Genomic DNA, 21,634 nt, shown 5'->3' on the forward strand with positions numbered 1-21,634 from the left:
ATTCAAATTTAATATGCCGAATAGTAGTAGTAATGCAGATCTCCAAAAAACCGGCGGGCATAGACGGCCGTAATAACTGCGAACGTCAGACCACCGGCAACCAACCCGACAACGGCATATTCAAAAGAATACCAGCGGCTGCAGACGAAACCGACTACAATATTAACCAGAATAGCAATTGTCATTGCCCTTACCACCGGCTCGGGTCTGCCCAGTGTGAAGAAAAAAAGCGTATTCATCAGGCCAACCGATGTAAACAGGTAACCAAAGCTGGCCAGCCAAAAAACCTTGTAGAGCACCGCACTCGAGAAAAAATCCTCCACAATCTGGATTTCACTGGACATCCCCCTGAAACTGTTTACCAGGTAATAGTTGCCAATGATTGAAAGCAGCCCCACCATGGAAAGCAAAAAAAGCTGGCGTATATAAAAATCTTTGAAAAAATCATGGAATTTCTTGTTAAACGTCAGGTTTGTTTTCTTCTGAATCGGGAGAATCAGCGTTGAAAACCGGTTGACACTGTATTCCAGGGAAGCGGTAATTAACACCAGGCTTATCAGCGCCCAGTCCATGCCCAGTTCATATGATGTGTTGAACCAGATGATATAAGGCGGGGGTGGCGTTCCCGTGGACCATGCCATAATGCGATCGAGGAACAGAAACAGGAAATAACAGGTGCCATAGATAAAATAGCGGTAGTTGTTGTAATACTTAACCTCAAATTTGGGCAGATGCTGTTTCTTGGTATCCGCCTCATTTTTGTAAATCTGATATTTGAGGAATGAAAAACTGTAGATCAACATTACCAGCGAAGAGATAAAAATCCCGAACCAATGGGAGTAATAGATTCCCATGTCGAGGTATTCCATTCCCAAAATGACGACCCCAGTACCTGCCAGCACGGCCATCAAAATCATAAAGTGCTTTTGCAAAGCATAAAGTATGGTGGAAGAAAGTAGCCAGATACCGATAAACAGCATGTAAATACCACTCAACACCATCATGTTATGGGGATAAAACGGGATAACCAGGTTGACAAGATAAATCAGCATACCGACCGCAAGCAGTACCAGCAAACCGATGCCAAATATATTTCGCGAGACTTTGTAGGAAAGGTAATAGTTCTCCTGTCCCCTGAAGTAGTAGGAGATCTCCCGTCCCGCCGTAAGCGTTATACCTCCTGTAGCCACAAACGCTACAATGGTGCCGATCGCAATAACCGTGGCCTGCAACTCATTAAAGTAAAGCCACGCCCACAGCGAATAGGTGATGAAAACCACCGACAAAATCTGCGAAAACATCGGGGCCATAAAAAGCAATCCTGCCCCGTAATATCGAACAAATGCCAAAATGCGTTCCCAAACTGAACCACTCGTTAATTTCTGCTGCTGCTTGGTTTTGTCCTCCGACAGTTCTTCATCCAGCTCCTGCTTAATTTGCTCGTAAACCTCCTCCGCCAGATCAAAGATCGAGTTAAACCTATACTCTTTGCGAGCCCGCTTGTCATTGACCCCCATCGACTCCAGCTCTACCGCCACAGCATACACATCAGTAGGCACTTCCATAGACTGGCGCACCTTTCGGCTAAGATGGTCTACCGCTTCCTTCCTAGCGTTGCTATGTAATGCAGCAATCTCAGGCATAGTTGTGGTTCACCCCGTTTTTCTGGAAACTGTAACTATCCTTGAGTCTGGTTTTGAGCGGAACCCTCGGCTTGTGCACCAACTTCCTGTATTCCTCGTAATAGGCATCGACTGTCTTTTTTGCTGTAAAGTTGGAAAGTACAATACGACGGGATTCCTCTCCCAACACTTTTCTGAAAAGATCATCTTTCAGAAGTTTTGTCACCCCTTCAGCCAACTCCTCCACCGCCCCGGAGCGGCAAATGATCCCGCATCGCTCCAGCACTTCGCGCACACCGCCGACATCCGTGGCTACCACCGGGCATCCACAGCTCATCGATTCCAGTACGGTATATGGGGCCCCTTCTGATATCGAGGTCAATATTGAGATATCTCCCTTGTTATAAACTTCAGTGGGATTATCGTGGAATCCTTTAATATAGAAATGGTGCTCCAGGTTGAGCTCTTTTACCAGTTTTTTGCACTTCTGAGTATACTCTTCATCAACGGTCGTATCCCCATACAAAAGAAACTGTACCTCTGGGATATCTTCCCTTACACGCCGGCAGGTTTTGATCATCGTTTCGATACCTTTCAATGGGAACAGGTTGGCAAGGGCTACTACCGTGGGACGCTCATAGGATATCTTATCTGCCTCGTTGAGAGGTTTAAATTTATTGATATCAACCCCATTAATGATCGGCCTGATTTTATCATCACTCCCCCCGAACCTCAGTTCCCACGTGCTGTGAGATTTCGTCACCGGGCAGATAACATCAGCATAGTGATATGCCGCCTTTGCAATAATGACCGATAAATTGATCAACATTTTTTTGGAGAAATACCCAATATCTTCGCTCGCATTGATGCCTTTGATCCGCTCGCGGATAAAAACCCCGTGGTCACTGATCACAGACGGTGTTCCATGCTCAAACTTCCCGATAATGGAGGCGATGGCCGGGAAGCCCGAAGAGGTGGAATGTGAAACATCAACCCGTGGCACCCCTACGTCGAGTGGCATCAGGTAATGATATAACCAGCGCATGCCAAATGTAGCATTCAGTAAATTGAATGAATCTACCTTTCTACCCAAAACATCAGCAGAATAAAAATCATGTATTTTACCGCTGAATTTTTCCCATACCCGCTGATCGCGAAGAGTATCCTTATAACTGTAACGATTAAAATATTGCCAAAACCGGTATAGTAGTATGCCAACCTTTTCCGGGTTACTCGAATGCGGACGCGTAAGGCAATCCATAAACTGGTCAAATAACGGTAGAAATTGTTCATGAACCGCCGCTTCGTGAGTAAATTCCTTCTCAGAGGCGATCGAAGAAAACAGCCTTTCTGGCTCGTAATATGCTATCGGGAGTTCACTGCCCCACAACGGTATTTTAAGTATCGACTTTATATTGGAGGGCAAATCGTATTGAACATCGTAATAGGGATTGCCCAGGAGTGCATATATCGTGAAGTTGACGCGGTCTACAAGCTGGTTGCACATTATCTCAGACCAAGTTGAGACTCCTCCGCCCTTCACAAAAGGATATGCTCCTTCCGTTTGAAGCAGTATGTTCAATTTATCATCCAATGTTGTACACCTAAATTTTAAGCCCTGACCGATAACTGACCGCAAGATTGGCAAACCTTCACAGGCATTGTCCTTCGCTAATTGTCAGTCAACAATATTTAGTTGAAGCCCCAAAGGTGATCAGGCTTTGGGTTTCCTTTAATCGTTCCACCCTAATGTAACAGACACAAACTCATATTTCGATTAGGAAACTCTAAAATAACTCAATACCAGTTCTGATTTCCTGGACTATCTTTAAGCCAGTTTATATCCATTTGGACTATCTTTTAAAAAAGCCAACCATAAAAAACCTAAAGACCTGGTAATTCTGGCAAAGCTTGATCTCATCGAAATTTGTTTAAGAATGCCCCCTCTTTGCTGAATAGGAAAGAGGTCAGTATGAATAAGTAGTACTTACCCTTAGAGCTAATCGTCCTGATCACTAAATTCTTTCTCTGTCCGCAGATTAAAACTCCGGCGATGATAGCGTGTGATGCCGTGTTCTTCCAGTCCTTCATAGTGCTGGGCCGTTGGATACCCTACATTTGTTTCCCAACCATAGTGCGGATAATCTTCATGCAGATCTTTCATCAGCTCGTCGCGGTGAACCTTGGCAAGTATGGATGCTGCGCCGATGCTTACAGAGCGATCATCGCCTCCAACAAGACAGGTATATGGCGTCATGCTACTGCCGTACCGGTTACCATCCACCAACAGGTAATCCGGATTTGCACCCTGTTTATCGACACATTTCTGCATCGCCTTAAGTGAAGCCCACAAAATGTTTAGCTCATCGATCTCATCCACGCTGCAATACTGGACAGTCCAAAACAGTGCTTTCTGTTTAATTACATCGGCTAGTTCTGTTCGTTCCTGAAGGTCCAACGTTTTGCTGTCCTGGATACCTGCAATATCACTGCCGGGTTTTAAAATGACACCTGCTGCGGCCACAGGACCCGACAGACATCCACGTCCTACTTCATCAAGTCCCATAATACGGGTGTACCCCTCGTCCCACAACTTTTCTTCAAATTCCAGTCTCGAATTCATATTCTGTAATACGTTTACCCTGGCAAAAGACGTTCATAAACTGATAAATTTTTATTCCAAAAACGATAAAAAAATCTAAAAAAAACAGAACTTTTAGGGAAGAGTTTGAAAAGACAGCCAACCAACAATTTTATAGAAAAAAAATATTGGAATATGGTAGTTACCCCATTTCTGAAAGTGTAATAGTACTATAGCAAACTGATGGAAAAACCGACTCCTGAACAGATACGCATATGGGCTAAAAAAATTTCCGAGTCGGACCAGGAGGCTTTTAATAGCTTTTTCCGGTCCATGTACCCCCGGCTTGTCCATTTTGCCATGCGCTACACGAAACGAAAGACCGTAGCCAGTGACATCGTTCAGGACGCATTTGTAAAGCTTTGGGAAAAACGACACCAAGTGGATCCCGGGCAGTCCATCAAAGCGTATGTGTACAGGATAGTACGCAACCGTTCACTGAATCATATTCGTGATCATTCAGAGGAGATGGTTGGACTGGATGTACTGAATGAAGACCAGATGGAATCCGAAAATGGAATTCAAATGCCGGAAGAATCGGGGCCAGTTTTAGCCCTGCTGAAAAAATGGATCAAGGAACTGCCGGAAAGACAGCGCGAGGCGTTTGAACTGAGCCGGTTCGATGGCTTGGACCATGATGAAATTGCAGGAGTGATGGATATATCACCTAATACTGTTAACAACCATATCGTGGCGGCACTGGATGCGCTGCGAAATCGTTATGAGAAACACCAGCAAGAAGCAAAGGAAAAGTTATGACTGATACCAACGGACATAACACTAATAACAGGTCGGAACTGGAAAAGCTGATAAAAAACTTTCCCTCCGAACAAAAAGAATTAGTAAAGAACATATGGGACCGAAGCGCTAAAGCGGGCCCTGAACAGTCAATAATTTCAAAGGAGGAAACCGAACAGGCGTTAGGCATGGTACACGATCGTCTCCCTGATTTTTCCGACTCAGTATCTGGTTCCCCAAACCGACCTCCCCTGGCATGGAGATGGGTGGCGGCGGCAGCTGTGGTACTGCTTTTGTTTGGTGCGGGCATCTTGTTTGTTCCTCGAACTGCTGAAGCCCCCTATGGGGAAACGACGACGGTGGAACTGCCGGATGGGTCTGAGGTGGAACTGAACAGCGGCAGTAAAATTGAATATAATCTGCTTTATTCATTCACAAACCGAACCATCAATTTGGATGGGGAGGCGTTCTTTTCTGTAAAAAGCAGTGACAACCCGTTTTTGGTCAATGCCAACCATGCTACGGTGAGAGTCACCGGAACAAAGTTCAACGTCCGCTCATGGAGCAACGAACCAGGCCTGGAAACCGAGGTAACAGTCTCAGAGGGATCCGTGAAGTTATATCCCGTAAATGATCCAGACAGCTCGGTAACCATCAGCCCGGGACAACTCAGCAGGCTAACGGCAAACCTCCAAAAGCCGACTACCCCGGAAGCGGTCTCTATCGATCGTTTTTTGGGATGGCGAGATAATAAGTTGATATTTAACAATAAGACACTGGGAGTTATTTTCCTGGAGCTGGAGCGTCGCTTTAATACTGAGATCGAACTACAACGGGACTATGCGGCCCATGAAACACTCACCACCTACTACGCGAATCCCAAAGATCTGGAATCAATACTGAAGGATATTTGCCGAGTTAAAGGGCTTCGATATGCAGAAACAGCAAATGGTTATCGCGTATATTAAGTAATGAAACAAGGTTATCTACAGCCTCAGTACCAATCAGGGGAAAAGCAGACATGAGCAAAATAAAACTTCCAGATAACAACTGATGCCTAAAACAATCTCCTGCATATGGACCTGCCTGATTCTTTTGGCTTTTAGTAGCTCAAACCTCAAGGCACAGGAACAATCCCAGGACCAGTATTCGTTTGAATTTCGTGGCGTGCCCCTCAGCCATGTACTTGACAAAATTGCCATCGAGACGGGCATAGACATGGCGTATGATCCGGCACTGGTTAAAGATATTACGATCTATAAGCGACTCCAGGACCAGCAGGTCTCTGAGATATTACAAAACATTCTTACCGATACCTCTCTCGACTTTCTGACACTCTCTTCCGGCACCATAGTTATCGTCAGAACTGTTCACGAGAAACCTGCATATGGCTCATTTTATGGAAAAGTGGTAGACCAGGAAACCGGGGATCCTCTTCCAGGTGCCTCCGTAATGCTGGCAGACGCCTCTGGAGGAACCAGCACCAGTGAAAGCGGTAACTTTTCCATCAACCGACTGGTTTCGGGTACCTATAGAATCATTTTTAGCTATATAGGTTACGAGCCCCTTCAAAAAACAGTGGAAATTCACCCAAACCAAAATCTTCAACAACAAATCGCGCTGGAGCCCAAACCAGTCGACTTTACGCCTATTGTAGTAACCGGACATGTCCCCCAAATGCCTTTTAATCGATCTCAGGGCGAAGCAATTGCTTCCGACTCCGAATGGGAGCCCAATGGGCGGCTGCAGAATGCCATCCACAGCCTTTCCCTCTTACCGGGTGTGCAGTACGGGCTGCCGATGACCGATCTTCACCTGCAGGGCGGACAGGGCGGCGAGCACCGCATCCTGCTGGACGGTGTGCCGATTTATAATCCCTACAGCTTTGGCAAGATGTTCAGTGCATTTAGTCCCTATGCCATCAGCAAAGTAGAGCTGCACAAAGCGGGGTATGGCGTGCCCCAGGGCAGCCAGATCGCTGGTCTCGTCAACCTAAAGCATGATCTCGACAATCCGAAGCAGCCGAGCGCCATGCTGCAGGTCGACCCTTTGAGCCTCAATGGCCGTGCCGATCTTCAGTTGTCGACAGGTGCCGACTCTTCCAGCCTGGATATCATGGCAGCGGGCCGCACCAACTACTGGGATCTATACCAGGAACCCTCCCTCCAACAAACACTACAGGAGTGGGATGCACTGGATCCATTGGTTACCAATCTGCTGATCAATTCTGATGCCGATGCCTCCTTATACCAGCCGCGTGAGCACCATTCCGACGTCCGGTTTTACGATCTGCACCTGGCCTCACGGTATAATATCGATCCCTACCGAACGCTCTCAGCCTCGTTTTATACCGGTGAAAATTCCGTCAATACAGATCTGCTCCGGCAGGCTCCCGAGAATGAGGAGCTCCCCCAGTATCTTTATGCACAGGATGTGTATCGCTGGAACAATGTGATGGGTCAGATCACTTATGATCACTTTGTTTCATCCCGCTTCGACTTGCGATCACAGCTGAGTTTCAGCTCCAACCGCTTCAACCATCGCTACCGGATTGGGACCAGTGCAATTGCAGATATTCCGGATTTAAACTTGATAATTGGTAACGCTGACGCCGCCTATAGTGCCTTTAGTGAGTCCAGTGTGCAAAGCCGAATTCCTACCCAACGCAATGCCAACCGCATTCAACATATTGCATTTCGCACCAGTGGCACCTACAGCTTTAGCCCACATTTCAATCTGGACGGGGGAGTCCAACTTGATTTTGTGAAATCTCGCGTAGACCTGAGCGAGCTTTTTTACCTGCGTACCCTCTCCGACCAAGAGTCAACGTTCTACAGTGGCTACCTGAACGGCAACTGGCGACTGGGCGAATACTGGAAGCTTACGGCCGGCAACCGCCTTACCCTGGTACAGCCTGTCACCCAGTTTTACTCAGAGCCCCGCGCCAGCCTTCAGTATGATCGACCCGAATCGAGTATAGGGTACTGGTCAGCACGTCTTTCGGGCGGGCTCTATCGACAGTTTATTAATCAATTTGATATTACGAACCCGGGCCCGACCTCCCTTGTTCCCTCCATTGCGGTATGGTCGCATGCCGGGACCAGCAAGGTGCCCAAAGCCTGGCATTTGAGCAGTTCTTTTCACCTGGAGCCATCAACCACGACCAGCCTGAAGCTGGAGGGATTCTACAAATGGCAGCCCACCACCTACATCGCTTCATATGAAAACCTGCTGCAGGGTGTGACACTGAACCGCTCCGATTTTAGTGCTTTTGCAGAAGCAACCGATATGAAATCGCTGGGAGTGGGACTGCGCGCTCATCAATCGATATTTGATACAAAGTTAAAATTGATGGCCGGTTATGATTATAATTACAACCGGATCAATTTGGATACACAGTTTGGTCGCTCCATGCCTGCCCCCTGGAACGAGCCTCACAGATTTCAGTTTCGCATCCTGAGTCGACTATTCCCAGGCTTTTCATCCGTTCTGAAATGGCAAACGATTTTGGGCCGAACATGGGGATTCCGGCAGGCCTACTATAATTTCCTCTTTTATGAGGGAGGGCAAAATTTTGAAGAATACAGTTTCAATAATCCCGAAAATGATAAGCTCCCTCCTTTTCACCAGCTTGATGTTTCGCTTATCTATGCTCCCGAATTTGACAAGTTCGGGATGGAGGTGCGTCTGGATCTTATCAATCTGCTGGATCATCAAAATACCATCGACTGGAGCCTGCAGCCTACTGAACCGGGCGGCCAGCAGTATCAAAAAAGCAAGCGCACCATGCCGGGATTCAGCCCTTCACTGAGCATAAAAATTGAATATTAGTACCGATTATTTAGATCTACTTACGCATTCTGGTATTGGATTTAATCAGCTAATATTGTTCTAATCTTTGGAAGCGTTACTAGTTAGTTCGCATCTTCAAGGTGTAATAACAATAGGCGGCAGAATAATAATTGTGGAAAAGAGTCGATCTATCCAATGAAATACACCACCCTTTCCTTTTATCTGGTATCTTTTGCAATAACATTAATACTGTATGGCTGCGACCTTTCCAATTCCAACTCTCTCTCAAATCGGACTGGCTGGGAGCTCGGTCCCGAAATAATTAACGGGCCTGAAGAAGAGCTAACTGAAGAGCAACAGAACGCCTATCGGGCAGATGCTGAAAGACTGGCAATTCGATACGTCAACAACTCTAACTCCAGCGAAACTTCCGTACCCGACAAGCTGGCAGAAAATCTATATAACGGGCTGATCCATATTGCCACTTCCGGGCTCCAGAAAGCGCAGGAAGTAACCGACGAATTCCAAATTCATGCCCGGGTCCCCTCCCACCCGCGACAGGTTGTTGTTCATGTTGATACAACGGCCACGTGGACGAAAGCCTGGAAAAATGAAGAAACATTGACCGGCAATGCAGAGATAGATGAACTGATCAATGAGTTTGACCTGTCATTAGTCGAATATAAGATGTTGGAGTCCAGCTCTCATGCCATAGTAACACTGCAATCAGATCGCGTAGTCAATGTATTTGCAGTCGGGGGTTTGTTTAAAAAACACCAAGATATTACGGAAGCCGGTTCCGAAATGATTACCGATGGCGATGAAATAAACGTGCTATTCTTTAGCAACGAACTCAGGTATTATTTTGAGATGGGATTTGGGGATTGTCCCTCGGGCTGCACAAGCTCTCACACCTGGTTGTTCACGGTCAGCGGAAATGGATCTGTCAATTTTCTGGGTGAAGAGGGAGACCCCCTTCCCGGAAAGCAACATTTACCGGATAAACCACAGTTCTAAATTGATACTCTGCTGTATCTTGAGGTTGCACTCATGTAGTTCTTATTGAATTTTATACCCATTCTTGTGATCATGTGATATAGTCATGGACAATGAATTTTTCTTTCGCTCTGCTGGTTATAAAGTAGTAACAAAAACCAAGTGAACACTTATGTATTTCAAATATCAACAGTGGGATGAGCGTTTTCGAAAAGGAACCGGTAAAACCCCGTTTGACACCCTGTGGGATCTTTTCCAGGAGTTGTTGACTGTGGCCAGTGGAGATGTCGCCCAAGCCCTGCGGTGGTTAACCGAACTGGACAATGAATACGGTATGACGGATCAGTTCGACGATGGTTATGGATTAGGTGACTTTGTTGAGGAGATGAAGGAGCGCGGTTATATCCGGGAAGATGGTGAGCAGCAACAAATCGTTATAACCCGGAAAACCGAACGAAGTCTGCGTCAACGTTCGCTTGAAGAAATTTTTAAAGATCTTAAAAAAGGAAGTACTGGTGGACACAAGACCAACTACACCGGTACCGGGCGGGAACGCCAACCTGAGACCCGTCCCTGGCACCAGGGTGATGATATCAGTAATATTGACAGCGTCGGTACTATGATGAACATGCTGAAGCACAGCTCCATTGACCAGGTGAACCTGCATGAAGATGATCTGCGCGTGCATGACACCGATCACTATAGCTCTGCTGCCACCGTATTATTAATTGATTTAAGCCACTCAATGATTCTCTATGGTGAAGACCGTATCACCCCGGCAAAGAAAGTCGCTATGGCGCTCTCAGAGCTTATTATGAGGGACTACTCCAAAGACTCGCTGGATATTGTGGCTTTTGGCAATGAGGCGTGGAAGGTAAATATTGAGGATCTGCCCTACCTTGAAGTCGGTCCCTATCACACAAATACGAAGCAGGCGCTTGAGTTGGCCCGGCATACGCTGCACCGGCGCAAGTTTACCAACAAGCAGGTGTTTATGATCACCGACGGGAAACCATCCTGCATGATTGAAAATGGAAAGATGTACAAAAACAGTTATGGGCTGGATCGTAAAATTGTTAACAAAGTGCTGGACGAAGCAGTGAAATGCCGGCGGGATGATATTACCATCACCACCTTCATGATTGCGCGCGACCCCTATCTGCAGGATTTCGTGCGTGAGCTTACGGAAGCGAACAAGGGACGGGCGTATTTCTCCTCCCTGGATAATCTTGGTGAATATATTTTTGAAGACTACATCAAGAACAGGAAACGCCGAATGAAGTAGCATGCTCTAAAAGAGATGTCATCTCTCTGTAGTCATCTTAAGAAGCACTGAATGTGCTTAACCCTCCCAGCTCTAATGCCTTTCCCATATGAAGGCAAATTTCATTACTATGTAAATCAAAATTACATAGTAATGAGAATCCAATTCACATAGTAAGGAAAATTGCATTAACATAGGTATGTGAAGGGGAATTACATAGTAATGTGAATCGGATTCACATAATAAGGAAAATCGGAATCACGTAGTTGAAAGATTTTAGCCTAACTAAATAAATATTTGTGAAAACGTTGGCTAACCTGATTTATAACAAAAAAAGCCCCAAACATAACATTCGGGGCTTTTACTTTATAATTTTCTAAAACTAGTGGTTAAATACCCAGCTGCTGCATCACCTGGTCGGTTATGTCATATTGCTCACGAGCACTGGGAGAAGCATAGAGAATAATCACATCGCCGTTGCTTGTGGTTGTGTTCAGCACATATGTCAGGCCTCGCTCCTCTGCAACAGTATTTATCGCTTCCTCAATCTGCTGTAGCAGTGGTCCAACAAGCTCTTGCTGTTTTTGCTGAATTTCCTGCTGAAGCTGGGTTTGAAATTGCTGCAGTTCCGTCTGCAGTTGTCCCAGTCGTTGCTCTTCCTTTTGTTTGGCCTCTTCCGAGATAACAGCGGACTTCTGTTGATAGGCCGTTACCTGCTCCTGGAAAGAAGCCTGCTTATCCTGCAGCTCCTGTCGCTTGCGGTCAGCAAAATTTTGCAGGCGCTGCTGAACGGCTTTCATTTCAGGCATCTTGCTTAGGATAGCCTGTGGATCCACATAGCCGATTGAGAGATTGTTTTGTGCCTGCGCATTTTGCAGATTGACCAACCCTGAAAATGCCAAACATAAAATTAAAAACGTAGTAGCTCGCTTAAACATAATTGGTAGCTCTTTTGATATTATTCTGGATTAATTTGAGTCGCTATTCATGCGATTCAGAACCTGCTGAGTGATATTCAATTTCTGATCAGCAGAATAGAAAATAATGGTTTCGCCCATTCCGGTGGTTTCATTCAACACAAAATCGAGCCCATTTGCCTCTGCAACAGTCGCTATAGCCTGGTCCATCCGGTTATAGATGGGAGCCATAAGCTCGGAACGTCGCTGCTGTATCTGCTGCTGCACGCTCTGCTGCAACTCCCTCAACTCCTGCTCTTGGGTGGCAAGCTCCTGTTGACGTTGTTGCTGCTGCTGTTCTGACATCGATGCGGCATTCTGTTGAAACGTGCTCACCGCCTGTTGAAAATCTGTACTTTTTTGTGAAAGCTCAGATCTTCTTTCTTCAATATATGAGCTCAACTTCTGTTCAATTTCAGCTCGTTCAGGAAGTTGGCTCAAGACCTCCTGTGGATTCATATAACCCACTTTGAGATCTTGATTCTGACCGAGTGCAGTAACTGAAGCTGCAAATAAAAGGACAAAAGCTGTAGTGAGTAGCTTTCTAAGCATAAATAATAAACTTTTAGCTGTTATAATGGCGTGTGATAATACTAACTATTTTTCTTAATTGCTTACCTCATTTTCACTGGTGGAGATCCCCAGTTCAATAAGTACCTCATCGTTTAAATTCCATTCCTGTTGAAAATAGAGCATGCTGGTATCGCCTGCCCTGTCGAACACGAAATCATATCCATTACGGTCGGCTACCGTATTTATTGCCTCAAATACTTTTCTCTGTATCGGTTCCAACAGCGCTTTTTGCTGTAAGAAGTATTCGCCCTCCGCTCCAAACTTCTGTTCCATGTACTGCTCGCGCTGGCGCACCTGCTGCCTGATATCGGCCTGCTTTTGCTTTCGTACTTCATCAGTATACAGAATCTCCCTGTCAGCAAAATCCTGTTTAAGCTCTTCAATCTCGTTCTGCATGCGTTCCAGTTCATTCTTCCACTCCTGGCTTAGCTTACGCAATTGCTGATCTATACCTTTATACTCAGGCATCTGCTCCAAAATTCTGTCCGTATTCACATACCCGATCTTTTGAGTCTGAGCAACCGCAGAAGAAGCAAACAGCAAACACGCTGCGGTGAAAGATAACAGCAGTAAGCTATATGAACGGAGTGCACCCATATTAGAACGGGGTACCAATGTTAAACAGGAACTCCCATTCCCCTGCGTTGACAGGTGGGTTCGTGCCCGGCAGGCCATCAAGTCGATAACCGTAACTTAAGTCTACGAGACCCAAAATCGGCAGGAAGATACGGACGCCAACACCGGTTGCCCGTTTAACATTGAACGGGGAGAAGTCCTCCAGATTTAAGTATGCATTACCTGCATCGGTAAAGAGATATGGGATAACCTGCACCTGGTCTTCACTCACGGCAGGATATCGGAGCTCAAGAGAATATTTGCTGTACAAACGGCCGCCCACCTCCTCGCCGTCTATCCTCGGGGTGATGGAGCCGTTGTTGCCGCCCGGATAACCGCGGAGGTCAATATTGTCATTGATAAAACTCTGTCGTTGCTGCAGCTGCGTTCCACCAAGCATAAACCGCTGAAAATTGCTGCGTTGGCCGGATCCAAGATACCCGAGATATCCATATTCAACGGTATTGGTAAATACCAGCTTACCGGCCAGTGTAGTGTGATTCTGATATGATGTTTTTGCCTTGTAGAATTGGGCAAATGAGGGCAGTGGCGGTGCAACCTCCAGGGAGAACATCAGCTTGGAACCGCTCGTCGGAGAAATCGGGTTATCCAGCGAGTTCCGTTCAATAACCTCTTTAATACTCAAAATACTGGACGTACCTTCTGCAAGGAATGAGGCACCGCCGGCCACATCATAGAGTTGATAAGAAAGTACGGTGCGCTGTGTGAAATAGTCATCCGGCCATTTCAGGCGTTTACCGAGTGAAACGCTGCTTGAAAAGAGCTCGTTACGGATGTTGGTGTTGCGATACTTGATCAGGTTGTAGTTGAAGTTGACACCGAGTGACAGTGGCTTACCGCTGAGCCATGGTTCCTGGAAACCGAAGTTATAACTCTGGTACCCACTCCCGGTAACCTGAACGCCAAGGGAAAGTTTTTGGCCGTCTCCGGAGGGAATCGGGTTAAAGCCTTCGCCGCGAAGTGCCCGCCCCATCGAAAAGTTGTTGAAATTGAGCTTGGCAGAGAGAATCAACCCGATACCGCGTCCTCCAAATCCACCGGAGAACTCAAAGTTATCGGTACTCTGGGATTCATCCAGCTCATAACGAATATCAACCGTTTTATCCTGGTAATTGGGCTCGGGGACTGGCGTAATGTTTTTAGCCTGAAAATACCCCAGGGTTCCCAACTCGCGTACGGTCCGCACAATAGCCTGACGACTGTAGGTTTCACCGGGAATCGTTCGCAGGGTTCGGCGTACCACATCATCGTGTGTTTTTGTATTGCCGGTGAATGACACTTCGCTAATCGTGGCAATTTCATCCTCAACAATATTCAGGTGGATGTCCAGCGAATCTTCGGCGACGACATTTATTTCAGGCTGCACCTGGAAAAAGAGGTACCCGATATTGTGATAAAGGCTGGTTACATCAGTACTTCCCTGTGTGTACTGGAGGTTTTCATCAAATTTTGATTCGTTAAATACATCGCCTTTTTGGAACCCAAGAGCCTGGGTTAAACGCTCGTCGGAATAGACCGTATTCCCTTCCCAGGTAATGTTACGAACTTTGTACTGGGGACCTTCATTGACCTTGATCCAAACGCCAACCCCTTCTTTATCATCTTTGTAATTGTAGGTAAAGACCGAATCTTCGACGATTCGAAAATCACGAAATCCATTTTCGGCATAGAATGACCGTAGATTGCTTTTCGCCTCTTCGTAATCTTCCTGCTTAAAAAGCTTTTTGGAGAAAAACTTCCACCAGCGGTCTTCCTTAATGGTATCCAGCGTCTTTCGAAGTTTCTTCTCATCATATTGATCATTCCCCTCAAAGCGGATATCCTTGATCTCAAGTCGTTCGCCGGGATCAATATCAAAATACATGGTTACCCGGTTGCGCACGGTATCCGGTTCACTGGTCGAAACATCAACTTCAGTAAACCAGTATCCCTTTTCCCTGTAGAACCTTTTTATCGTATTAATCGCCTGCGTCTTCGAAGATTTGTCTACAGCAAAACCAGACAGCAGGTTCAGTCGCTCTCGCAGGTCACTCCGCTGAGACCGTTTCACTCCCCGGATCTCATAATCGGAAAGCCGCGGTTGTTCCACCACACTAATCTGCAGGTGTATACCATTTGCTGTAGATCCTACCTGGTTGATCTCAATGTCTGAAAATATGCCTGTTCTGTTGAGCCTTTTGATAGCCTGCGAAATATCATCACCGGGAATGGTAATGGTTGATCCGACTTCTAGTCCACTGGTGTTTTTAATAAATGAGGGGCGGACCGTATGGCTGCCTCCCTCCACCGTAAGGCTGAGTATCTCATACTGGCTGGGAGTGACCTCCAACGGGTTGTTGATCTCAATATCCAACGAGTCGGCAGCTGTATCTTGCGCATAACCGATAGTTGAGAGAACGGTAAAAAATGTAAGTAGAAAGAATAGAGCTTTAGTAAATAAGCGTTGAATCACGATTTTCTTTGATCGCAGATTAGACTTCTGAATTAAGTTGAGTGTACTAAACGTAAGAACCGGCCTTTTTCTTTTGTGAATTATTATTTTCCAATTTTCCGAATCTCCGTTCGCGGCTCTGATACGATTGAATGGCTTTATAGAGCTCATCTCGGCGGAAATCCGGCCAATAGGTCTCTGTAATATACAGTTCAGAATAGGCCAGTTGCCAGAGAAGAAAGTTACTTATTCGGTATTCTCCACTGGTCCGGATAATAAGATCGGGGTCCGGAATTTCAGCAGTCGAAAGGTGTGAACTTATTACATTGTCGTCAATTTCTTCGGGATCGATTTCACCTTCTTTCACCTGCTCAGCCAGTTTCTTCACGGCCTCGGTAATATCCCAGCGGCCCGAATAACTAAGAGCCAGACACAAGTGAAGCCGCGTATTATCACAAGTTAAATCAGCCGCTTCTTGCAGTTCTTCCTGGCATTTTTTGGGAAAACGTTCAATCTGTCCTATAGTAGCCAGTTTTATATTGTTTTTGTGAAGATTTTCGGCCTCTTTTTTCAACGAATTCACCAACAAACGCATCAAGGCATTAACCTCTGCTTTGGGTCGCCCCCAGTTTTCAGTTGAAAAAGCATAGAGCGTCAAATACTCCACACCAAGCTGTGCACAGGCTTCGGTTATATCACGCACCGAATCAACACCTGCTTTATGGCCAAAAGCCCTGATATTACCTTTACTCTGGGCCCACCGACCATTGCCATCCATAATGATGGCTACGTGTCTGGGGACTTCGCCCGAAGCAACAAGGTCCTGTTGCTTCTGCTTGTCCACAACATCCTGTTCTTTATCTGTAAGCTTAATCGGTTCCAATGACATCCTAAAGAGTTATTTAAAAGCTCATTATATTAGCGCTTTATACTCGGTTATTCAAGCAACATAACTTATAAGCTGTCTATTTGTTGTGTAAGAGAAATCATTTCCAATACTGCAAGTGCCGCCTCGGTTCCTTTATTTCCTTTTGAAGATTCTGCATCGGCACGTATGGTGGCCTGTTCAACGGTGTCGGTAGTGAGTACGCCGAAGGCCACGGGTTTGCCCGATGAAAGATTGAGATCCGATATTCCCCTGTTGACGGCATTGCACACATAATCAAAATGGGGGGTATCTCCACGAATGACCGCCCCAATGGCAATTACACCATCTACCTTGTCCAGTAGTTTTTTTACGGTTAGGGGCAACTCATATGAACCGGGACAGCGAACTACGATAATATCCTCTTCGGAAATCCCTTTACTTTTTAGCAGGTCAAGTGCACCGTCAAGCATCTTGTCGGTTACAAAGGAGTTCCACCGCGCCGCAGCAATACCGATCTTGTAGGAGTTTTCTGTTAAATCTGCTTCAATTGTTTGAACTGGCATCCAAATATGTTGTTTATACTGATATTTTCTTTCGCTGTTCTGTCATTCTTTTCAGACTGCTGACCTGGGTAAGGCTCATGGTAACAATTCCAAAATGACGAAGATAGCCGCTCCCATTGCCGTGGTAGTCGCTACCACCGGTAATGAGGAGATTATTTTCTTGGGCAAATTTTTGGAAATATTTTTGCTGTTCATAATCATGGCTGGGATGAATCACCTCAATTCCGTCGAGTCCTGCTTCTACCCATTCCTCAAGTTCATCCTGTGTGTAAAACCTGTTTGGGTGAGCCAGCACCGTTGCCCCGCCGGCATCTTTTACAGCCTGTATCGCCTCCAGATGAGAAGCATAATAATTTTGGATCGGGCCAAGCGCGTGATTTCCCAGGTACCGGATAAAAGCCTCTTTAGCACTGCCGACATACCCTTTCTTCACCAAGACAGACGCCGCGTGGGGACGCCCCACATTTCCACCACTGGCTTCTGCACGCACCTCTTCCTTGTCAATATCAAGTCCCTGCTTCGCCAGCTCTCCCACAATCCACTCCATCCTCTCAAGGCGCGCTTTTTTATGGTTGGACAAGAGTTTCTGGAATTCCGGATCTTCAGCATCAAAACAGTAGGCCAGCAGGTGACTTTCACTGCCGTTATAGTCGCAGGTAAGCTCAACGCCGGTCAACACTTCGACACCTATTTTTTCACCGGCCTCCCTCGCCCTGGCATACCCCTCAATGGTATCGTGATCGGTAATCGCTATAACCTCAAGCCCATTTTCACGGGCCAGGGGCGCAACCTCTTCAGGACGCAATCTCCCATCGGAGGCGGTAGTGTGGATATGTAAATCTGCCTTGCCCAAAAATTATTGGTTGATTGCCAGTATTTGACGATATCGGTTAGCATTTTTGATGACTTCAATCCCCTTCTTAACAAATGGATCAACAAGGACGGAAGCTTCGTGTTTACCGGTCTGGCCCCGGTACCGAGAAACGAGCTCCAAGTAAAGAATCTCTTTGAGCTCGTCTTTCTGTTCCTGCATATTTTTCTGTTTTTCTTTCTCAAGCGCCTGCTCAATCTGAGCCAAACCCTGGCTGACGCCGTTGTCCGTATCAATGCTGGCAAAATGTTCTTCTATCTCATCCAGGTGTTGCTCAGTCTGAGTTTCATAGCTAAAATTCTTTTTGCCTAAATATTCCTGGAAATCGGTAAACATCTCGTCAGTTACCCCCTCGGCTTGAAAGGTATCGTGGTTGGCCACATACTGATTTGCAAAAAAGAAGAAATGACTATTCTGGAACAAGGCGGTCTCAAGTAAACTTGGTGCAGGTTCAGCAACCTGGATATCCGGGGCGATACCCTGCCCGTCATACACCGTCCGCCCATTCCGGGTTTGAAACGCTTTTCGGGCGGAGTCAGGCTTGTTGATCTGCGAATTGTTTTCGTCATGTGTATAGGTTATCGACTGGATGCTCCGGCCACTGGGGATATAATATTTTGCCGTTGTGATCTTAAGCGCCGTATTGTACGACAAGGGTCTCACCACCTGTACAAGTCCTTTCCCGAAGCTCTGTTCCCCGATAATGACAGCTCGGTCAAGGTCCTGCAGCGCACCAGCCACAATTTCAGAAGCGCTGGCACTACCACCGTTCTGCAGAACAACCAACGGCATTTTATCCAGCATGGCTGGCTCTTCAGTTCGATAAACGCTATTGTGTTCGCTCAGACGCCCCCGGGTTTCTACAACCTTTACGCCGGGCTCTACGAATTTATCTACGGTTGACACTGCTTCATTCAACAACCCACCGGGATTATTCCGCAGGTCTAGAATCAATCCTTTAAGCTGATTTTTGGATTGCAGTTGTGAAATTGCATTGCGGACCTCTTCAGCAGTATTCTGTGAAAAACGGCTGAGCAGGATGTATCCTATATCATTTTCCGAACCAACCAGCCCACGGTATGCCACATTCTTAACGTCAATACGCTGACGGGTTAGTTCAAATTCGAGCTGCTGGTCGTTGCCGTATCGTTCAATCGTAAGGCTAACGGAAGAACTCGGTTCACCCAGCGTCATATTTTGTACTTCTTCAGCGGAAAGATTTTCAACAGACACCCCGTTGACAGCAACAATGACATCACCGGTTCTTATACCCTTTTGATGAGCGGGGTATCCTTCCATAGGTGCAATAACCACAATTCTATCACCGCGAAATCCTACTTCAAGCCCCACTCCGCCATAATTTCCACGAGTAATAATATCGAGCTCCTGGTTTTGAGCCTCATCGATAAATACTGTATAGGGATCCAGTGTCTCCAGCATCGAACTGATTCCCTTTCGCATCAGCTTCTCGGGATCAACCTCATCTACATAATTGAGGGACACTTCCCGAAATACCTCGCTGAAAATGGTGAAGTTCTTCTTTATCTGGAAGTACAGGTCAGGTAGCCTGGCGGCTCCGGCTATCATCATAAACAGGACTAACGACCCTGTAATAGCCGTAATTTTTAGTTTTTTGTTCATAAACTTGTCAACCTTTGCTAAATCTATTTGATGCGAAGAGTCTGACCAACGTATATCTGTGATCCCTGGATATTGTTAAGACTCTTAATCTGAGAGACCGATACTCCGAAAGAAGTCGCTATTTCACTTAACGTGTCATTGCGACGAACCGTATATGTTGATGCAGAACTGGAAGTGGAACTACTGCTCGCTGAAGCATAAAGCTGGGTAACATCTTTACCAGAACGCTGCTCTCTTTCAATGCTCTGCTTCTTCTCAAATGTCATTGAGTTGATCTGCTCATAATAATCTTCCTTGGACTCCGGTACATATACTGTCAACGTTTGGCCAACACGAATGTAATTGGAAATCCCGTTCCATCCACGAATTTGCCATGCACGGACGTCATACCATTCAGCAATATGTCCTACCGTATCTCCTTTCTTAACCTTGTAGCTTACTCCGGTGGTGTTATCCGGTGCTTTGGCGCGCGACCTCGAACTTGAGGAGCTACTGCTACTACTCCGTGGCTGATGCGTCGGCCGATTTACGGCAAGTTTTTCGTTGCTGCCGGGAGCCAACGGCACCACTAGCTTTTGGCCAGGGTAGATAACATTTGAGAGATTTTCGTTGGTCTCATACAGCGCCCGAACTGAAGTGCCGTATTTACGGGCAATATATCCCAGCGTCTCGCCACGCTGCACAGTGTGCATCGCAATATTTCGACTGCGATCCGCCTTGTCAATCTGTTCGTAGTTTTCAAGAAATTCCTCTTTGGTACCCACGGGGAGCTTCAGCGAATATTTGCTGCCTGGGGGCGTGGCCCAGCGTAACAGCTCTGGGTTGTATTCTTTAAGTTCTTCAGTTGTGATGGAAGCGGCTTTGGCCAGCTCATCCAGCGGCATCAGCGGATCCACCTCTACGGTTTCATAGTCATACGCCGTGCCCTCATAGTTTTTCTGGAAACCAAACTCGACGGGATTGTGTGCAACCATCGTTGCGGCGATAAACCCGGGTACATAGCCCCGTGTTTCCCGCGGCAGGTAATCATAAGCAGCCCAGTAATCCTCTACACCGCCGGCGGCACGAATAGCACGCTTTAATCCACGCGGACTGATGTTGTAATTGGCCATCGCCAGATGCCAGTCGCCCCAGATATTGTAGAGGTCCACCAAGTGACGCGCCGCGGCACGAGTCGCTTTTTCAGGATCTCTCCGCTCGTCCACCCAGAAATTTACCTCAAGTCCATACATGGAACCGGTAGCCCGGATAAACTGCCACATCCCCACCGCTGCAGCCCAGCTTCGCGCTCGGGGATTCAAACCACTTTCAATCATGGAAAGGTGAATCAGCTCTTCCGGTGCCCCCTCTTCTTTAAAAATCTCCCGCATCATGGGGAAGTATTTCTCCGAACGTTGCAGCCATTTTTCCATCACCTCGGGACGCCGCATGGTATAATACATCAAGTGCCGGTTAACCTGTCGGTTTTGCAGCAACGGAACTTCTGTCTTGTTCATTGTAATATTTTCGGGAAGCACATAACCCTCTTTCATCCAGTCTGAATTTTCTGAGAATAGCTCCTCCTGGATTTCAAAAATTTCACCCTCCACCTCGTTTACCGGGTCCTGGATTCCGTAAAACTCGCGATATTCAGTCATCACTGAACGGTAAAGCTCATTAAAACGCTGGTTAGACTGCACTTCCGGGAATTCATCCAGCAGCGACTGAATAGAAGAAAGAGCGTTGGTAATATTTTTTTCCGCATCAACCGGATCGTTATTTATCTGAGCCTCGATAGCATTGACATGCAAGCGGTAAATGCCGGCAATTCGATTTAAAATTTCTTTTTGAAACTCATCAAGTTTTTTGACATCGGGCTCACTTGAATCAGAGAAATCAAGTTTTGAGGGGAGCATCGGGTTGTTGTAGGGAAGCAACTTTTTTTCGATTGGGATCTCCTGCAGTTCCGCAGCCGAATCCTGCCCTTGTACCTCTGTACTAAAAATGCCAACAATTAAAAAGATGATTAATAGATTAAAGTACCGTTTCTGCATGCCTAACCG

Annotated in this window: 17 protein-coding genes; 5 read left to right on the forward strand and 12 right to left on the reverse strand. The window is 46.4% G+C overall.

Translation table 11 applies throughout. The features are described 5' to 3' along the window. Nucleotides 1–8: 8 nt before the first annotated feature. The 3 genes from NC796_RS01440 to NC796_RS01450 all read right to left on the reverse strand — a co-directional run bounded on the left by NC796_RS01440 (nucleotide 9) and on the right by NC796_RS01450 (nucleotide 4,245). Nucleotides 9–1,643: a hypothetical protein gene (locus tag NC796_RS01440; RefSeq protein ID WP_310681426.1), complete on the reverse strand. Its 1,635-nt coding sequence runs from the start codon at nucleotides 1,641–1,643 to the stop codon at nucleotides 9–11. Then, nucleotides 1,636–3,216 (reverse strand): GT4 family glycosyltransferase PelF, encoded by a 1,581-nt coding sequence (pelF, locus tag NC796_RS01445; RefSeq protein ID WP_310681428.1) that lies wholly within the window; start codon nucleotides 3,214–3,216, stop codon nucleotides 1,636–1,638. The genes NC796_RS01440 and pelF overlap by 8 nt, the downstream gene beginning before the upstream one ends. Before the next feature lie 405 nt (nucleotides 3,217–3,621). After that, complete coding sequence (locus tag NC796_RS01450) at nucleotides 3,622–4,245, reverse strand: ribonuclease HII (RefSeq protein WP_310681430.1); 624 nt, start codon at nucleotides 4,243–4,245, stop codon at nucleotides 3,622–3,624. A gap of 201 nt (nucleotides 4,246–4,446) precedes the next feature. On the opposite strand from NC796_RS01450, the gene NC796_RS01455 reads away from it, so the two are divergent. The 5 genes from NC796_RS01455 to NC796_RS01475 all read left to right on the forward strand — a co-directional run bounded on the left by NC796_RS01455 (nucleotide 4,447) and on the right by NC796_RS01475 (nucleotide 11,074). Further along, nucleotides 4,447–5,022 (forward strand): RNA polymerase sigma-70 factor, encoded by a 576-nt coding sequence (locus NC796_RS01455; protein ID WP_310681431.1) that lies wholly within the window; start codon nucleotides 4,447–4,449, stop codon nucleotides 5,020–5,022. Then, on the forward strand, nucleotides 5,019–5,969 hold the full coding sequence (locus NC796_RS01460; RefSeq protein ID WP_310681433.1) for a FecR domain-containing protein: 951 nt from the start codon (nucleotides 5,019–5,021) through the stop codon (nucleotides 5,967–5,969). The genes NC796_RS01455 and NC796_RS01460 overlap by 4 nt, the downstream gene beginning before the upstream one ends. Before the next feature lie 85 nt (nucleotides 5,970–6,054). Then, the gene (locus NC796_RS01465; protein WP_310681435.1) at nucleotides 6,055–8,832 is read left to right on the forward strand and encodes a TonB-dependent receptor; all 2,778 of its coding nucleotides are present in this window, start codon (nucleotides 6,055–6,057) and stop codon (nucleotides 8,830–8,832) included. Between the two features lie 156 nt (nucleotides 8,833–8,988). Beyond that, on the forward strand, nucleotides 8,989–9,810 hold the full coding sequence (locus tag NC796_RS01470; RefSeq protein ID WP_310681437.1) for a hypothetical protein: 822 nt from the start codon (nucleotides 8,989–8,991) through the stop codon (nucleotides 9,808–9,810). Between the two features lie 151 nt (nucleotides 9,811–9,961). Continuing rightward, entirely contained in the window at nucleotides 9,962–11,074 is a 1,113-nt protein-coding gene (locus tag NC796_RS01475; protein ID WP_310681439.1) for a hypothetical protein, read from the forward strand. Nucleotides 11,075–11,442: 368 nt separating this feature from the next. Here NC796_RS01475 and NC796_RS01480 read toward each other — a convergent pair whose 3' ends face one another. The 9 genes from NC796_RS01480 to NC796_RS01520 all read right to left on the reverse strand — a co-directional run bounded on the left by NC796_RS01480 (nucleotide 11,443) and on the right by NC796_RS01520 (nucleotide 21,625). Then, a complete protein-coding gene (locus NC796_RS01480) occupies nucleotides 11,443–11,991 on the reverse strand; it encodes an OmpH family outer membrane protein (RefSeq protein WP_310681441.1) in 549 nt (182 codons plus the stop codon). A 30-nt stretch (nucleotides 11,992–12,021) separates the two neighbouring features. Continuing rightward, nucleotides 12,022–12,561, reverse strand: a complete 540-nt coding sequence (locus NC796_RS01485) for an OmpH family outer membrane protein (RefSeq protein ID WP_310681443.1) — start codon at nucleotides 12,559–12,561, stop codon at nucleotides 12,022–12,024. Nucleotides 12,562–12,615: 54 nt separating this feature from the next. Then, nucleotides 12,616–13,077, reverse strand: a complete 462-nt coding sequence (locus NC796_RS01490; protein ID WP_310681445.1) for an OmpH family outer membrane protein — start codon at nucleotides 13,075–13,077, stop codon at nucleotides 12,616–12,618. 103 nt (nucleotides 13,078–13,180) lie between these two features. Then, entirely contained in the window at nucleotides 13,181–15,670 is a 2,490-nt protein-coding gene (gene bamA / locus NC796_RS01495; protein ID WP_310681447.1) for an outer membrane protein assembly factor BamA, read from the reverse strand. Between the two features lie 46 nt (nucleotides 15,671–15,716). Then, nucleotides 15,717–16,538, reverse strand: coding sequence for an isoprenyl transferase (locus NC796_RS01500; protein ID WP_310681449.1), 822 nt, complete (start codon nucleotides 16,536–16,538; stop codon nucleotides 15,717–15,719). Between the two features lie 65 nt (nucleotides 16,539–16,603). Beyond that, nucleotides 16,604–17,080: a 6,7-dimethyl-8-ribityllumazine synthase gene (ribH, locus tag NC796_RS01505; RefSeq protein WP_310681451.1), complete on the reverse strand. Its 477-nt coding sequence runs from the start codon at nucleotides 17,078–17,080 to the stop codon at nucleotides 16,604–16,606. A 13-nt stretch (nucleotides 17,081–17,093) separates the two neighbouring features. Then, on the reverse strand, nucleotides 17,094–17,933 hold the full coding sequence (locus NC796_RS01510) for a PHP domain-containing protein (protein ID WP_310681453.1): 840 nt from the start codon (nucleotides 17,931–17,933) through the stop codon (nucleotides 17,094–17,096). Between the two features lie 3 nt (nucleotides 17,934–17,936). Then, nucleotides 17,937–19,592 (reverse strand): S41 family peptidase, encoded by a 1,656-nt coding sequence (locus NC796_RS01515; RefSeq protein ID WP_310681454.1) that lies wholly within the window; start codon nucleotides 19,590–19,592, stop codon nucleotides 17,937–17,939. Nucleotides 19,593–19,615: 23 nt separating this feature from the next. Beyond that, nucleotides 19,616–21,625: a LysM peptidoglycan-binding domain-containing protein gene (locus NC796_RS01520; RefSeq protein WP_310681455.1), complete on the reverse strand. Its 2,010-nt coding sequence runs from the start codon at nucleotides 21,623–21,625 to the stop codon at nucleotides 19,616–19,618. Between the last annotated feature and the right edge of the window lie 9 nt (nucleotides 21,626–21,634).

Origin of the sequence: Aliifodinibius sp. S!AR15-10 (assembly GCF_031569985.1) — a bacterium.
Taxonomy (GTDB): Bacteria; Bacteroidota; Rhodothermia; order Balneolales; family Balneolaceae; genus JAMQKA01.

What these genes read in the sequence shown, in the direction of transcription:
- NC796_RS01440 (WP_310681426.1), bottom strand. Translation starts at nt 1,643, where the DNA reads ATGCCTGAGATTGCTGCATTACATAGCAACGCTAGGAAGGAAGCGGTA.
- NC796_RS01450 (WP_310681430.1), bottom strand. Translation starts at nt 4,245, where the DNA reads ATGAATTCGAGACTGGAATTTGAAGAAAAGTTGTGGGACGAGGGGTAC.
- NC796_RS01455 (WP_310681431.1), top strand. Translation starts at nt 4,447, where the DNA reads ATGGAAAAACCGACTCCTGAACAGATACGCATATGGGCTAAAAAAATT.
- NC796_RS01460 (WP_310681433.1), top strand. Translation starts at nt 5,019, where the DNA reads ATGACTGATACCAACGGACATAACACTAATAACAGGTCGGAACTGGAA.
- NC796_RS01465 (WP_310681435.1), top strand. Translation starts at nt 6,055, where the DNA reads ATGCCTAAAACAATCTCCTGCATATGGACCTGCCTGATTCTTTTGGCT.
- NC796_RS01470 (WP_310681437.1), top strand. Translation starts at nt 8,989, where the DNA reads ATGAAATACACCACCCTTTCCTTTTATCTGGTATCTTTTGCAATAACA.
- NC796_RS01475 (WP_310681439.1), top strand. Translation starts at nt 9,962, where the DNA reads ATGTATTTCAAATATCAACAGTGGGATGAGCGTTTTCGAAAAGGAACC.
- NC796_RS01480 (WP_310681441.1), bottom strand. Translation starts at nt 11,991, where the DNA reads ATGTTTAAGCGAGCTACTACGTTTTTAATTTTATGTTTGGCATTTTCA.
- NC796_RS01485 (WP_310681443.1), bottom strand. Translation starts at nt 12,561, where the DNA reads ATGCTTAGAAAGCTACTCACTACAGCTTTTGTCCTTTTATTTGCAGCT.
- NC796_RS01500 (WP_310681449.1), bottom strand. Translation starts at nt 16,538, where the DNA reads ATGTCATTGGAACCGATTAAGCTTACAGATAAAGAACAGGATGTTGTG.
- ribH (WP_310681451.1), bottom strand. Translation starts at nt 17,080, where the DNA reads ATGCCAGTTCAAACAATTGAAGCAGATTTAACAGAAAACTCCTACAAG.
- NC796_RS01515 (WP_310681454.1), bottom strand. Translation starts at nt 19,592, where the DNA reads ATGAACAAAAAACTAAAAATTACGGCTATTACAGGGTCGTTAGTCCTG.
- NC796_RS01520 (WP_310681455.1), bottom strand. Translation starts at nt 21,625, where the DNA reads ATGCAGAAACGGTACTTTAATCTATTAATCATCTTTTTAATTGTTGGC.